The sequence below is a fragment of the Thermoactinomyces vulgaris genome, from assembly GCF_005886755.1.
Taxonomy (GTDB): Bacteria; Bacillota; Bacilli; order Thermoactinomycetales; family Thermoactinomycetaceae; genus Thermoactinomyces; species Thermoactinomyces vulgaris.
This window is the reverse complement of sequence record NZ_CP039710.1, coordinates 1652182-1665137: the sequence shown is the minus strand read 5'-3', so window position 1 is coordinate 1665137 and position 12956 is coordinate 1652182. Positions and strand designations below refer to the sequence as shown.

The window sequence follows — 12956 nt, the reverse complement described above, 5'->3', positions numbered from 1 at the left end:
ATGAGAAGAGCTTGCCTTAAAAAATATTTATCGATAAGATTAGGTATGTCTTAATATAATGATTGGAAAATGGAAAAGCGAGGATTTTGTATGAGTTTACCTGTTGTTGCGATCGTTGGAAGGCCCAATGTGGGCAAATCGACTATTTTCAACCGCTTGGCGGGAGAGCGGATTGCGATTGTGGAAGATCAGCCGGGAATCACCCGTGACCGGATTTACTCCCGCACGGAATGGAATGGTCGCGAGTTTCATTTGATTGATACAGGCGGAATAGAATTTGATGAAAAAGACGGGATCCTTAAACATATTCGAAATCAGGCCGAACTGGCGATTGAAGAAGCCGATGTGATTATTTTCGTCACGGACGGCCGGCAAGGAATCACCGCAACGGATGAAGAAGTTTCCCGTTGGTTGCACCGGTCCAAAAAGCCGGTTGTTTTGATGGTGAATAAAATTGATGATGTCAAACATATTGAAGGCGTGTACGAGTTTTACCGGTTGGGATTTGAACATGTGATCCCGGTCTCTTCGATTCATGGCACGGGTACCGGGGACATGCTGGATACCGTTGTTTCTCTTTTTCCGGACAAAGAAGAAGAAGAGTATGACGAGGACACGATCCGGGTAGCGCTCATCGGCCGGCCCAATGTAGGGAAATCATCCCTCGTCAATGCGATTTTGGGGGAAGAGCGGGTGATAGTGAGCCCGGAAGCCGGAACCACCCGCGATGCGGTGGACACGCCTTTTGAGTATGACGGGCAGTCGTATGTGCTGATTGATACCGCGGGGATCCGCAAACGCGGAAAAGTTTATGAGTCCGTGGAGAAATACAGTGTCATCCGGGCGATGCGGGCGATTGAGCGTTCCGATGTCTGTCTGATTGTCATTGATGGCGAACGGGGGATAGCGGAACAGGATAAAAAAATCGCCGGGTTTGCACATGAAGCGGGAAGAGCGGCCATTTTCATCGTCAACAAGTGGGATGCGGTTGAGAAAGACGAAAAAACAATGCATAAATTTGAGCAAAAAATTCGTGATTCATTCCAGTTTATGCACTATGCCCCCATCTTATTTGTTTCTGCCAAAACAGGCAAACGGATTCAAAAGATTTTGCCAACCGTGGGCGAAGTGGCGGAACAGCATGCGATGCGCATCCCCACATCCGTATTAAACCAAGTGATTCAAGATGCGATGGCGACGACACCGCCTCCTTCCGACAGGGGACGCCGCTTCCGGGTTCACTACATTACGCAGGTCGCCGTGAGACCGCCGACAATTGTGTTTTTCGTCAACGATCCGGAGATCGCTCATTTCAGTTATCTCCGATATTTGGAAAATCAATTGCGACAGGCATTTCCTTTCCATGGCACGCCTCTTAAAATAAAATTAAGAAAGAAAAGTTGATAATCACAAGCAGGGAGAGAGAGGAGAATATGTTGTTCAGTTGGGGGATATCTTTATTGATCTCCTATTTACTGGGGTCGATCAGTTTCAGTTATTTGTTTACACGCTGGTTAAAAGGCGTGGATATTCGGGAATATGGAAGCGGGAATGCCGGGGCGACAAACACGTTGCGTGTTCTTGGCGCAGGACCTGCGGCGGCCGTCTTTGTCCTTGATGCCGTCAAGGGAGTGGCGGCGGTGGGACTGGGTCACTGGTTGTCTCACGGAGACCCGGTATGGATGGTTGTTTGCGGGATTGCGGCCATTGTCGGCCATAACTGGCCAGTGTTTCTTCGTTTTCGGGGAGGAAAAGGGATCGCCACCATGGTCGGGGTGACAGCCACCTGTTTTTTTGGCGCCACCCTCGTTTCCGGGATTTTGGCGATTTTGTTTATTGTTATTACCCGTTATGTTTCATTGGGGTCTCTGGTTTTGGCCCTCTTTATCCCGGTTATGATGTGGATCCTGGATTATTCCGGGGGCTTGATCGGGCTGATGCTCATTATCACGGTGATGTCCGTTTGGCGCCACCGGGAGAACATTCGTAATTTGATTCGCGGAAAAGAACGGAAGATCTCATTCAGAGGAGAGAAGGCATGAAACAACGAATAGCAGTGCTGGGTGCAGGGAGTTGGGGAAGCGCTCTGGCATCGGTTCTTGTGGAAAATGGCCATGATGTGAAGATATGGGCCCGCAGGGATGAGCAGGCAAATGAAATCAACCAATCTCACACCAATGAGAAATATTTGCCGGGGGTGAAACTTCCGGAATCGCTTTTTGCCTCCCCTTCGCTGGCTGAGTGCCTGAAGGGGCGGGACATCGTCGTTTTTGTGGTGCCTTCGCACACGATGAGGGAAGTGGCCGGAAAAGTGAAGCCGTATCTGCCTCCGGATGCACTCGTTGTGCATGCGACAAAAGGTTTCGAATTGGATTCGTGGAAGCGAATGTCGGAGGTTTTGCTGGAAGAACTGGGCGAGTCGTTCCGGGATCGGCTGGTCGTATTATCCGGTCCCAGCCATGCGGAAGAAGTGATTCGAAAGTGTCCGACGACCGTTGTTGTTGCATCCTCCGGATTACCGGCTGCGGAAAAGGTCCAAACCTTGTTTATGAACCATTATTTTCGTGTCTACACCAATCCGGACGTGGTGGGTGTCGAAGTGGGCGGGGCGCTGAAAAACGTGATCGCTCTCGCTTCCGGCTTGGCTGATGGGCTTCAATTCGGGGATAATGCCAAAGCCGCACTGATGACCCGCGGATTGGCCGAAATTGCCCGCCTAGGTTCCGCGATGGGAGCCGAGCCCATTACCTTTGCCGGCCTCGCCGGAGTCGGGGACTTGTTTGTGACTTGCACCAGCAAGCACAGCCGGAATTTCCGGGCAGGCAATATGCTGAGCCAAGGCAAAAAGTTGGATGAGGTTCTTAAGGAGATGGGAATGGTTGTCGAAGGGGTGAAAACCACCCGTGCCGCCCATGCTTTAAAGAAGCGATACAATGTGGAAATGCCCATCAATGAACAACTGTATTTGGTGCTTTTTGAGAACAAAGAACCTAGACAAGCCGTAAAAGAATTGATGGAGCGTGGACGGACAAAAGAACTGGAAGAAATCGTCCAAGGTTGGTAAAATGATATTTGGGCTTTTTCCCTGTTGCAAGCTTTTCGGTGATTTCATACTCTGTAATAGCTTCAACCAATATCCACAAAACTTGAGCACTGATACAAGGACAGGGAATCAGATTGGTCAGGAGAAGCAGGGTACAAGAAACAGGGGTAATGCCTGATAAGCATTACCCCTGTTTTCGTTTGATTTGGGAATAAGAAGAAGTGGAAGCTGTTTTGGGACGGAACAGTTGTGCAATCATTCTTTGAATCCACGGAGATTGTAACAGTTCAAGAATTTGGCCGATGCTGATGGATGAAAAGAGGGATGGGGGATCCGCTTTTTTTTCGTCCGGCCAATCAATGACCGGGATGTCTTCTTCCCTTGGCAAAGAAGGGGTGTGTTCCCGATCCGGCGGGGGAAGCATGGGAAAAGCGCGTTGTGACGGAAACGCTTGCTGGGCGGATTTCATCTGATTGGACAATTCGAAAATTTTGTATGCCGAATCCATGATGTTTTCAAGCTTTTGGATGGACTTGCTCAAGTCTTGGATGGTTGAACGCAAGGTCATAAATCCGCTCAGAACTTTTGCGATATGTTCGGATGTCATGGGGGGCAGCGGTTCCGGCTTCGCTTTGCCGGGCGGCTGAACCGGTTTTGCCGGGGAAGTCACTTTTTTTCTTCTCTTTTTGCGAGAAGCATTTGGTCGATTTCGTTGGTTACTCATGTTGGCTTCCTCCATTTCAGGCTAATGTCCATTTATCTTATGCACAGGGCAGGCGAATGTATTGAGGCAGATGTCCTGTGATCCCCTGGGCCGGTGCGGATTTCACCCATCCCGGTGAAAACGAAAAAGGAAGTGTGGAAAGATTGGACTTAATGATTGTCTTGTTTTTATTGGTGCTGATCAATATCTTGGTGGCCATCGGACGGCAACAAAAAAGGGCCTGGGTGAGTATGATTTTTTCAACCGTTTCCTTCTTGCTCCTGTTGGTGGTTGTGCTCTTTGTGATTCGAATGTTTACGTGAGGAGGGATGGTTTTGCGGTTCAAAAAGTGGTTACCCGGGATGTTCAGCCTTGTTCTGCTTCTTGCGGCCGGTTGTATGTATCCGGAGGAGGAACGGATGCAGCTCGACCGGCTTCCGGAACAAGTGGCGCAAGTGCAGGGGGCGGTCGATGCCTATTACCGGGAAAACCGGGTTTTGCCATTTAAGTATACAGAAGAGGACGAAAAATTAACGACCAAGTACAAGGTGAACTTTGAAGAGCTGAAAGGGATTTTGGGGAATATCCCGCCATCGGCATTTGAAAAGGGCGGATATTTTTTGTTTGTTCTGGTCGATGTGGAAAAGGATCCCAAAGTCCGCTTATTTGACCTTCGCGTCAATGATGCGGTCATGAAAGTCCAAGCTGAAGTGAACAGCTATGTGAAACAACATCATTCTTTACCGGTCAAAGAGAAAATCAACGGGCCATTTTACACCGTCGATTTCCAAAAACTGCGTATGGACCCCGTGGAGGTGCCCAGCCCTTATTCCGGGGAAAACCTGCCTTTGGTGGTCAACGGGCAAGGAAAAGTTTATCTCGATTACCGGACAGAAGTGATGAAAAAATGGCAAAATGCGAAAGAGAAACCGGATGAAGAGACGGATTTGCGCCTGTGGTTATCCGAAGATGCACTTTTTGTCCCCGCATTTTCCCCGAAGATCCAAATGAAGGGGAACGAACCTTGGTTGTTGCCGGTGGATGAGGAAAGCCACAGCAAAAAATGAATAACTGTTTTTTCTTTGAATAAGGATGAAAACAAGCGGAAGAACTTTGGGCCCGAGGAGTGAAGTCCCATGGAACTGCTTTTGCTTCACCTTTTGGCGATCCCGTCGGTTTTCTTGTTGGGAAGGTTGTCGGGGTCTGTGAAAATATCCGCATTCCGGACGAAAGTAACCTCTTCCCGTCACAAAGACCGCTTGTCATCCCGTTCATCTTAGAGCTTCTTGCAAAAAGAGAGCTCTATTTTTTTACCCAAAGAATCATATTGGAGCGAAGCATTCATATATTAGTAGTGTCCAAGGAAGGTTCCGGAGGGAGGGGTTGCCTTCGCACCGGCGACAAGACCAGCATGTGATGTTTAAGTTCTGGAGGAGGGAATTTCGTGGAAAAAGTAGATATCCTGAAAGATATTGCAGAGAGAACAGGAGGAGATATTTACCTGGGTGTGGTCGGTGCGGTGCGCACCGGTAAATCAACATTTATCAAGCGGTTCATGGAACAGGTTGTCATCCCAAACATTGAAGATGAAGCTGAAAGAGTGAGAGCGACGGATGAGTTGCCGCACAGCGGTGCAGGACGTACCATCACAACCATCGAGCCGAAATTTGTGCCCAATCAGGCGATTCAGATCCATGTGGACGAAGGATTGGATGTCAATATTCGTTTGGTGGATTGTGTGGGCTATGCCATAGAGGGCGCCAAAGGTTATGAGGATGAAAACGGGCCGAGGATGATCAGCACCCCGTGGTTTGAAGAGCCGATTCCGTTTCAGGAAGCGGCGGAAGTGGGCACCCGGAAAGTGATTCAGGAGCATTCAACGGTTGGCATTGTAATCACCAGTGATGGCAGTATCACCGATTTGGCCCGGGAGTCTTATGAAGAAGTGGAAGAGCGTGTCATCGAAGAACTGAAGGAAGTGGGGAAACCGTTTATCCTGATCTTGAATTCAACCCAGCCGTACAGTGAACAAACCCAGGCTTTAAGGGGCGAACTTGCAGAAAAATATGACATCCCCGTTCTGGCTGTCAGTGTGGCCACGATGAGTGAAGAAGATATTTTGGGCATTATGAAGGAAGTGCTTTATGAATTCCCGGTGCATGAAGTCAATGTCAATCTCCCGAGCTGGGTCATGGTTCTTGAAGAAGATCATTGGTTGCGGCAAAGTTTTGAAGAGTCCGTGCGCGAAACGGTCAAAGACATTAAAAGGCTCCGGGATGTGGACCGGGTGGTGGGACAGTTTTATCAATATGATTTCATTGACAAAGCATCTCTGTCCGGAATGGATATGGGGCAAGGCGTTGCCGAAATTGATCTGTATGCCCCGGATGATCTGTATGACCAGGTGTTGCAGGAAGTGGTCGGCGTTGAAATTCGCGGTCGGGATCACCTGTTGGAATTGATGCAGGAGTTCAGCATTGCCAAGCGGGAATATGACAAAGTGGCAGATGCATTAAAAATGGTGCGTACGACCGGCTATGGCGTGGCAGCCCCTGCAATCGAGGAAATGACATTGGATGAACCCGAATTGATCAAACAGGGAAGCCGCTTTGGAGTCCGTTTGAAAGCAACCGCACCTTCGATCCATATGATCCGGGTGAACGTGACTTCCGAATTTGCGCCCATCATCGGTTCGGAAAAACAGAGTGAAGAGCTGGTCAATTACCTGATGCGCGATTTTGAGAAAGACCCGTTGCAAATCTGGAATTCCGACATCTTTGGCCGTTCCCTGAATTCTATCGTCCGGGAAGGCATTCAGGCCAAACTGTCCATGATGCCGGAAAATGCCCGCTATAAATTGCAGGAGACACTCGAGCGGATCATTAATGAGGGTTCCGGGGGATTAATTGCCATTATATTATAAATCATATGAAAAGCGCGTTTTCAGCGCTTTTTTTATTGTTATCCGGGAAAATCGCAAAGATTCTCTTGAACTTACGATTTGTCTATATTAGTATAGGATTGTCCCACGCAAATCCACTCATTTGCCGGTTGTATGGCAAGAGTGTTGGATTCGTAAACGGAGGTGCGAATATGAACAAAACCGATCTGATCAATAAAGTAGCAGAGGCTACTGAAATGACGAAAAAAGATGCTTCGAAATCGGTTGAAGCTGTATTGGAAGCCATTGCCGGAGCATTGCGTGAAGGAGAAAAAGTGCAACTGATTGGATTCGGAAACTTTGAAGTGAAAGATAAGCCTGAGCGCAAAGGGCGTAATCCGCGCACCGGTGAAGAAATGATCATTCCGGCTCGCAAAAGTGTTTCTTTCAAAGCAGGTAAACAATTGCGCGAAGAAGTCAATAAGTAATGATTGCTGGGACTACATAACCTGCCAAAAAGACCTCGTTTCTTCGAGGTCTTTTTGTTTTTTTATAATATGATATAATGTTCCTTGTTTCTATTGGTATAATACTTATTGTACAGGAATTTGTTTTTGGATGGAGGAACATAAATGGTAGACCATCGCAAGATTGAAGAAGCGGTACGCATGATTTTAGAAGCTGTCGGCGAAGATCCAAACCGTGAAGGTTTATTAGATACCCCAAAACGTGTGGCACGGATGTATGAAGAGATTTTTTCGGGATTAAACAAAGATCCGAAGGATCAATTTTCCGTGGTTTTTAGTGAAGATCACGAGGAACTCGTCTTGGTGAAAGACATTCCTTTTTTCTCCACTTGTGAGCATCATTTGGTTCCGTTTTTCGGGAAAGCCCATATTGGTTATATCCCGCGCGGAGGAAGAGTGACCGGGCTCAGCAAGTTGGCCCGCGCAGTTGAAACGGTAGCCAGAAGACCCCAATTGCAAGAACGGATTACTTCGACGGTGGCCGATTCCATTGTGGAGTCGTTGGATCCGTATGGTGTGATTGTCGTCATCGAAGCAGAACATATGTGCATGACCATGCGGGGGGTTAAAAAACCGGGTTCCAAAACCGTCACCTCGGCCGTCAGGGGAGTGTTTGCAGAAGATTCGGCTGCCCGTGCCGAAGCCATGAGTTTGATTGGTTTAAAATAATGAAAAAAACCTCTTGACACTGTATAAAACCCGTTATATAATCTTAGTTGTCACTGAGAGACAATATGAATTATATGACGGGCTATGGCGCAGTTTGGTAGCGCGCTTGCATGGGGCGCAAGAGGTCGTCAGTTCAAATCTGGCTAGCCCGACCAACAACGAGACTCTTCCTCATGGGAGAGTCTCTTTTATTGTCATGGCAAGGATGAAACCGTGGTAAAATAAAGTTGATTTTCTCAAGGAGGGATTTGCATTGAAGGAAACTTCAGGTGATTATGTGATTATCAAAGCCAAAGAGAACGGGGTGAATGTAATCGGATTGACCCGGGGAAGAGACACCCGTTTTCATCATTCAGAAAAGTTGGACCGGGGCGAAGTGATGATTGCACAATTCACGGAGAACACCTCCGCCATTAAAGTTCGCGGAAAGGCAACGGTCATGACCAGTTTCGGAACAATCGAGACGGATGAGTAGAGGTCTTGTTGCCCAAGGCATGTTTCCCCCTTGTTGTTTATAAAATAAAATCAGGGAGATCAAAGGGGGAAACAAGGGTGAGAAGTTTTCTGGTCCGATGGTTTGCTGCGGTTTTGTTGTCCACGGTTTTAGCGCTGATGATTTCCTGGATGTGCAGCCGGACGTTGTTTCCCGACAACCCGCCGACAAAACCGGTTTTTAAAGAGGAAAAAGTTCATCGGTTGACCAACGAAAATTTAGTGGACTATTTGGTGAGCCGGCAGATCAAGTTGACGATTCAACGGGCCGACCTTCGTCAGCAAAACGTTTATTTGGAGCTCACTGCTTTCAGACAGACCAAACCGGAAATGGAGCATGAGATGGTGCGGTTGATTTGTCCGATGCTGGAGCAAGTCGAAAATATCAACCGGGTGGAAGTTCTTGTGCATTTCAGACCCGGTGAAAGTTACTTTGTGGAAGCCGGAAAAGAAGATTTGCCGGCGTTGCAGAAAGCACCGATGAAAGCGTTGTCGGATCAGGAGATTTTGGAGGGTGTGTTTGAAATGACCCGGTTTTCTTCCCGTTCCCGTGATGAGGGGAAAACCTTGGAAGAATGCCTATCCACCAAAAAAGTATGGTATACTATTCGCAGTGTTTGAACTACCTCAATGGGGGAACTTTGTTTATGGCATTCATACATAATGAATCATTAAATCAGTTGATTACACAAATTCAAAATGATGCAAATCACAAATATGTACGCAAAATAATCGGGGAAGCGGAAGTCCCAGTTTTTTTTGTCCAAGTTTTACAGTGGTTGCTCGGCGATCTGGCTGTGGACAAAAAAAGGGCGGACTTGTACATTCTGGCAACCACATTGGTGAAAATGGGAACGGATATGCATGAACGCGTGGCGGTCGCTTCCCCGGATTCCGAAAACGAGCAAAAACAGCAGCTGACGGTTTTAGCCGGGGATCATTACAGCAGCTTGTTTTATTGGCATCTGGCCGGCTGGCATGAAACCGAAGGGATCCGTTGTCTGGCCGGTGTGACTTGCCGGGTGAATGAATGGAAAATGTCTTTGCATTCTCTGCTTCATGACAAAAAGGATCCGGACGTGGAAAAAGTCTGGTTTTACTTTGAAAAAATTGCAACAGCATGGGTTACGGCGCTCGCCGACTTTTTTCATGTTGAAGAAAACTTGAAGGTTCAGATTGCAAAAGCGTTGGTCGTTCTTTATGAAACGACGCAAACCGCTGATTCCCGGCTGCATCAACATGAGGTGTGGACGAATGAACTGCGGCAAAGAGTGGAGTTTCTTCAGGAGGCAGGCCGCCAAGCCGGGGATCCTTTCTTGACATTCTTAATCCATCAACTGCCGGAGACAGATACGGCTGTATCGAAAGCGAGTGATGAATCTTGACACGGGAAGGCGAAGCGAAATCCCGGTTTGTCCATCAGGTGTTTGAAAATATCGCCAAAGATTATGACCGGATGAATACGTTGCTGAGTTTTCGCATGCATAAAGTCTGGCGCAAGTTTGCCATGAAAAAAATGAAAGTGAAACCGGGCGAAACAGCCATTGACGTCTGTTGCGGGACATGTGACTGGACAATTTCCCTGGCCCGCGCATCCGGGACCGGGGAAATTGTCGGACTGGATTTCAGTGAAAAAATGTTGGATGTCGGCAAAAAGAAAGTGGAAAAGGAAGCTTTGTCCGGCCAAATCCGGCTGGTGCACGGGGATGCGATGAATCTGCCTTTTCCGGACAATACGTTTGATCATGCCACCATCGGTTTTGCACTGAGGAATGTTCCGGATCTTGTCCAAGTGTTAAAAGAGATGAAACGGGTTGTCAAGCCGGGAGGACAAGTTGTTTCCCTGGAACTGTCCAAGCCGACGTGGCCTCCATTCCGGGCGGTTTATTATTTTTATTTTCAACGGATTTTGCCGCTGTTGGGAAAATGGTTTGCCGGCCGTTATGAGCAATACCGCTGGCTGCCGGAATCACTCGTTCCTTTTCCCGATTACAAAGAGTTGGCGAAGTTGATGAAAGAAGAGGCGGGGCTTGAAGAGATCCGGGTTTACCCGCTGACCGGCGGCATTACCGCTCTTCATATCGGAAAAAAACCAATCAATGGATAAGAAACAGAAGGAAGATGGTTGGATGAATGCATGGAACAAATTAAAAATCGTGTTGGAAATGATCAAGTTTGAACACAGCATATTTGCGTTGCCTTTTGCCTATCTCGGGGCAATCTTGGGAAGTTTGGAAGTAAGAGGGGAGTTTCCTTCTTGGGCCGAAATGGGATGGGTGACGTTGGCGATGGTCGGTGCGCGGAGTGCGGCGATGTCCCTGAACCGATTGATCGACCGGCATATCGATGCCAAAAATCCCCGCACGAAAAACCGGGCAATTCCGGCCGGTTTGGTTTCAACCACCTTTGTATGGGGATTTGTCATTGTTTCGTTTGCGCTGCTCTTTCTCTCGGCTTATCAGTTGAATATGCTGGCCGTGTATTTATTGCCGGTGGCCGTGTTTTTTCTGTGGTTTTATTCGTATACCAAACGTTTCACATGGACATGCCATTTCTTTTTGGGAATCGCCACCGCCTTGGGCCCGTTGGGGGGATGGGTGGCCACCACCGCTCAAATCGATTGGGTCTCCCTGATTTTGTTTGCGACAGTGGCGCTGTGGATTGGCGGATTTGATGTGATTTACGCCTGCCAGGATGTTGAGTTTGACCGGAAAGAAAAAATTCACTCCATCCCGGCGCGCTTTGGAGTCAGAAAAGCATTGGTGATCTCTTCACTGATGCACGTTGGGACGGCAGTCGGATTGATTGCGCTGTTGCTGCTGACCAACCTGGGCATCTGGTTCGGGATCGGAACAGCCATTGCATTGGGGGTTCTGATTTACGAACACGCCATTGTTTCTGCAGACGATTTATCCCGTTTAAACACTGCGTTTTTTACCATGAACGGGGTTCTGAGTGTGGTTGTGTTCGCCTTTATGCTTCTGGATGTATGGCTGTAAAGGCGAATGGCCGGTTCGTTAAGGAAAGCCGGATTGAGGATTTTGAAATTGGCATGCCAACCGGTTGCCGGGGTGGCATGTGTTAGGGTGAAGATGATGAATTTGCAAGAAATTTACCATGTGATCAAAAAGGATCTGGATTGGATTGAAGAAGAATTACAAAACGCTATCAAGACCGGACAGCCGGTGCTCAATGAATCATCCGCACATTTGCTCAAAGCCGGCGGCAAGCGGATGCGCCCTGTGTTTGTGCTGTTGTCCGGTCGGTTTGGTCATTATGAGCGTGAAGAATTAAAAAGGGTAGCCGTGGCGCTGGAGTTGATACACATGGCTACCCTGGTTCATGATGATGTGATTGACGATGCGGATACACGACGGGGGCAAGCGACCATCAAAAAGGAATGGGACAATAAAGTGGCCATGTATACCGGGGACTTTATTTTGGCCCGGGCCTTGATGGAGTTGTCCGGTTTGAAGGACAAGACGGTTCATCCCATTCTGGCCAAAGCGATGACCTTGGTTTGCTTGGGGGAAATGGACCAGATCGAGGATCTGTATTCGGAAAGATTGTCGTTGCGCCGTTATTTACGCCGGATTAAACGGAAAACTGCTTTGCTCATGTCGGTCAGTTGTCAATTGGGGGCACTCGTGAGCCAGGCTTCCCCCCGCTATGTTCAGTGGTTGAAAGCATACGGGTATTACGTGGGAATGGCTTTTCAGCTGAAGGATGATGTATTGGATTTCATCGGGGATGAAAAGACATTGGGCAAACCGGCGGGTAATGATTTGCGGCAGGGGAACGTGACCTTGCCGGTGATTTATGCGTTATGCCAAGGCGATGAAGATGCGCGCAACTCTATTCGTTCTTATTTGCGCACGCAAGGGGAAACGGTCGCCCTCTCACAGGTGTTGGATCAGGTCAGAGAAAGCGGGGGAATCGAATATACCTTGGATTTGTCCAAGCGCTATATGAATAAAGCGATGCACTGTTTAAAGCAATTACCGGCCTCCACGGAACGGGAATCCCTCCGGCTGATTGCAGAATTCATTGTTGAACGTTCTTATTGACGGGATGGTTGCGTTTACAATTTAAACTTGTTAAAATTTTTCATGACGCTTTTTTCTTTTTGTTCATACATAAAGGTGGAGGATGAACCAAATGGAAAAAACATTTATCATGGTAAAGCCGGATGGTGTGCAACGCGGATTGATCGGAGAAATCGTATCCCGTTTTGAGAGGAAAGGTTACCAACTGGTGGGTGCCAAGTTGATGACCGTATCCCGCGAGCTTGCGGAGCAACATTACATCGAGCATAAAGAGAAGCCCTTCTTTGGCGAGTTGGTGGACTTCATTACTTCCGGACCGGTCTTTGCGATGGTTTGGCAAGGAAACGGCATTATTGCGGCAGCCCGCCAAATGATGGGGAAAACCAATCCTTCCGAAGCGTTGCCGGGAACGATCCGGGGCGATTACGGCGTCAATGTGGCGATGAATATCGTTCACGGTTCCGATTCGCCGGAAAGCGCCGAGCGTGAAATTGCATTGTGGTTTGATGTGGAAGATTTCAATCATTATGAGAAAACCATCAATCGTTGGATCTGAAAGCCGGTTTGAAAAGGCATAGCGAAAAAGCTATGCCTT

General features: G+C 48.1%; 17 protein-coding genes and 1 tRNA gene. 17 read left to right on the top strand and 1 reads right to left on the bottom strand.

Annotation, left to right across the window (positions count from 1 at the left end; all coding sequences use genetic code 11):
- The first annotated feature begins 90 nt into the window (after positions 1 to 90).
- The 3 genes from der to FA954_RS08485 are packed head-to-tail and all read left to right on the top strand — an operon-like array spanning position 91 to position 3064.
- Positions 91 to 1404 carry a ribosome biogenesis GTPase Der gene (der, locus tag FA954_RS08495; protein WP_138615009.1) on the top strand — a complete coding sequence of 438 codons (1314 nt, stop codon included), beginning with the start codon at positions 91 to 93 and terminating at the stop codon, positions 1402 to 1404.
- A gap of 29 nt (positions 1405 to 1433) precedes the next feature.
- Positions 1434 to 2042, top strand: a complete 609-nt coding sequence (gene plsY, locus FA954_RS08490; RefSeq protein WP_037995289.1) for a glycerol-3-phosphate 1-O-acyltransferase PlsY — start codon at positions 1434 to 1436, stop codon at positions 2040 to 2042.
- A complete protein-coding gene (locus FA954_RS08485; protein WP_049719991.1) occupies positions 2039 to 3064 on the top strand; it encodes an NAD(P)H-dependent glycerol-3-phosphate dehydrogenase in 1026 nt (341 codons plus the stop codon). Before plsY ends, FA954_RS08485 begins: the two co-directional genes overlap by 4 nt.
- Before the next feature lie 163 nt (positions 3065 to 3227).
- On the opposite strand, the gene FA954_RS08480 is transcribed toward FA954_RS08485, so the two are convergent.
- Entirely contained in the window at positions 3228 to 3767 is a 540-nt protein-coding gene (locus FA954_RS08480; protein WP_062842974.1) for a hypothetical protein, read from the bottom strand.
- 77 nt (positions 3768 to 3844) lie between these two features.
- On the opposite strand from FA954_RS08480, the gene FA954_RS08475 reads away from it, so the two are divergent.
- From FA954_RS08475 to ndk, 14 genes are all read left to right on the top strand, one after another.
- Positions 3845 to 4069: a hypothetical protein gene (locus tag FA954_RS08475; protein ID WP_037995285.1), complete on the top strand. Its 225-nt coding sequence runs from the start codon at positions 3845 to 3847 to the stop codon at positions 4067 to 4069.
- Positions 4070 to 4081: 12 nt separating this feature from the next.
- Positions 4082 to 4813 (top strand): hypothetical protein, encoded by a 732-nt coding sequence (locus FA954_RS08470; protein WP_037995283.1) that lies wholly within the window; start codon positions 4082 to 4084, stop codon positions 4811 to 4813.
- Between the two features lie 69 nt (positions 4814 to 4882).
- Complete coding sequence (locus FA954_RS13685) at positions 4883 to 5026, top strand: hypothetical protein (protein WP_156097728.1); 144 nt, start codon at positions 4883 to 4885, stop codon at positions 5024 to 5026.
- A gap of 164 nt (positions 5027 to 5190) precedes the next feature.
- Positions 5191 to 6669, top strand: a complete 1479-nt coding sequence (spoIVA, locus tag FA954_RS08465; protein WP_037995281.1) for a stage IV sporulation protein A — start codon at positions 5191 to 5193, stop codon at positions 6667 to 6669.
- Between the two features lie 170 nt (positions 6670 to 6839).
- Positions 6840 to 7115 (top strand): HU family DNA-binding protein, encoded by a 276-nt coding sequence (locus FA954_RS08460; RefSeq protein WP_037995279.1) that lies wholly within the window; start codon positions 6840 to 6842, stop codon positions 7113 to 7115.
- 144 nt (positions 7116 to 7259) lie between these two features.
- Complete coding sequence (folE, locus tag FA954_RS08455) at positions 7260 to 7823, top strand: GTP cyclohydrolase I FolE (protein WP_037995277.1); 564 nt, start codon at positions 7260 to 7262, stop codon at positions 7821 to 7823.
- Between the two features lie 78 nt (positions 7824 to 7901).
- A tRNA-Pro gene (locus tag FA954_RS08450) sits at positions 7902 to 7978 on the top strand.
- A 98-nt stretch (positions 7979 to 8076) separates the two neighbouring features.
- Positions 8077 to 8298 carry a trp RNA-binding attenuation protein MtrB gene (mtrB, locus tag FA954_RS08445; RefSeq protein ID WP_037995275.1) on the top strand — a complete coding sequence of 74 codons (222 nt, stop codon included), beginning with the start codon at positions 8077 to 8079 and terminating at the stop codon, positions 8296 to 8298.
- A 77-nt stretch (positions 8299 to 8375) separates the two neighbouring features.
- Positions 8376 to 8936, top strand: a complete 561-nt coding sequence (locus FA954_RS08440; RefSeq protein WP_037995273.1) for a hypothetical protein — start codon at positions 8376 to 8378, stop codon at positions 8934 to 8936.
- 26 nt (positions 8937 to 8962) lie between these two features.
- A complete protein-coding gene (locus tag FA954_RS08435) occupies positions 8963 to 9700 on the top strand; it encodes a heptaprenyl diphosphate synthase component 1 (protein WP_049719994.1) in 738 nt (245 codons plus the stop codon).
- Entirely contained in the window at positions 9697 to 10422 is a 726-nt protein-coding gene (locus tag FA954_RS08430) for a demethylmenaquinone methyltransferase (protein WP_037995270.1), read from the top strand. Before FA954_RS08435 ends, FA954_RS08430 begins: the two co-directional genes overlap by 4 nt.
- A 22-nt stretch (positions 10423 to 10444) precedes the next feature.
- Complete coding sequence (locus FA954_RS08425; protein WP_037995267.1) at positions 10445 to 11314, top strand: UbiA-like polyprenyltransferase; 870 nt, start codon at positions 10445 to 10447, stop codon at positions 11312 to 11314.
- A gap of 96 nt (positions 11315 to 11410) precedes the next feature.
- Positions 11411 to 12382 (top strand): polyprenyl synthetase family protein, encoded by a 972-nt coding sequence (locus FA954_RS08420; protein WP_037995321.1) that lies wholly within the window; start codon positions 11411 to 11413, stop codon positions 12380 to 12382.
- Between the two features lie 91 nt (positions 12383 to 12473).
- A complete protein-coding gene (gene ndk / locus FA954_RS08415) occupies positions 12474 to 12917 on the top strand; it encodes a nucleoside-diphosphate kinase (protein ID WP_138615008.1) in 444 nt (147 codons plus the stop codon).
- The last annotated feature ends 39 nt before the right edge of the window (positions 12918 to 12956 follow it).

Coding starts and splice junctions, on each gene's coding strand:
- der (WP_138615009.1), top strand. CDS start 91: ATGAGTTTACCTGTTGTTGCGATCGTTGGAAGGCCCAATGTGGGCAAA.
- plsY (WP_037995289.1), top strand. CDS start 1,434: ATGTTGTTCAGTTGGGGGATATCTTTATTGATCTCCTATTTACTGGGG.
- FA954_RS08485 (WP_049719991.1), top strand. CDS start 2,039: ATGAAACAACGAATAGCAGTGCTGGGTGCAGGGAGTTGGGGAAGCGCT.
- FA954_RS08480 (WP_062842974.1), bottom strand. CDS start 3,767: ATGAGTAACCAACGAAATCGACCAAATGCTTCTCGCAAAAAGAGAAGA.
- FA954_RS13685 (WP_156097728.1), top strand. CDS start 4,883: ATGGAACTGCTTTTGCTTCACCTTTTGGCGATCCCGTCGGTTTTCTTG.
- FA954_RS08460 (WP_037995279.1), top strand. CDS start 6,840: ATGAACAAAACCGATCTGATCAATAAAGTAGCAGAGGCTACTGAAATG.
- folE (WP_037995277.1), top strand. CDS start 7,260: ATGGTAGACCATCGCAAGATTGAAGAAGCGGTACGCATGATTTTAGAA.
- FA954_RS08435 (WP_049719994.1), top strand. CDS start 8,963: ATGGCATTCATACATAATGAATCATTAAATCAGTTGATTACACAAATT.
- FA954_RS08425 (WP_037995267.1), top strand. CDS start 10,445: ATGAATGCATGGAACAAATTAAAAATCGTGTTGGAAATGATCAAGTTT.
- FA954_RS08420 (WP_037995321.1), top strand. CDS start 11,411: ATGAATTTGCAAGAAATTTACCATGTGATCAAAAAGGATCTGGATTGG.
- ndk (WP_138615008.1), top strand. CDS start 12,474: ATGGAAAAAACATTTATCATGGTAAAGCCGGATGGTGTGCAACGCGGA.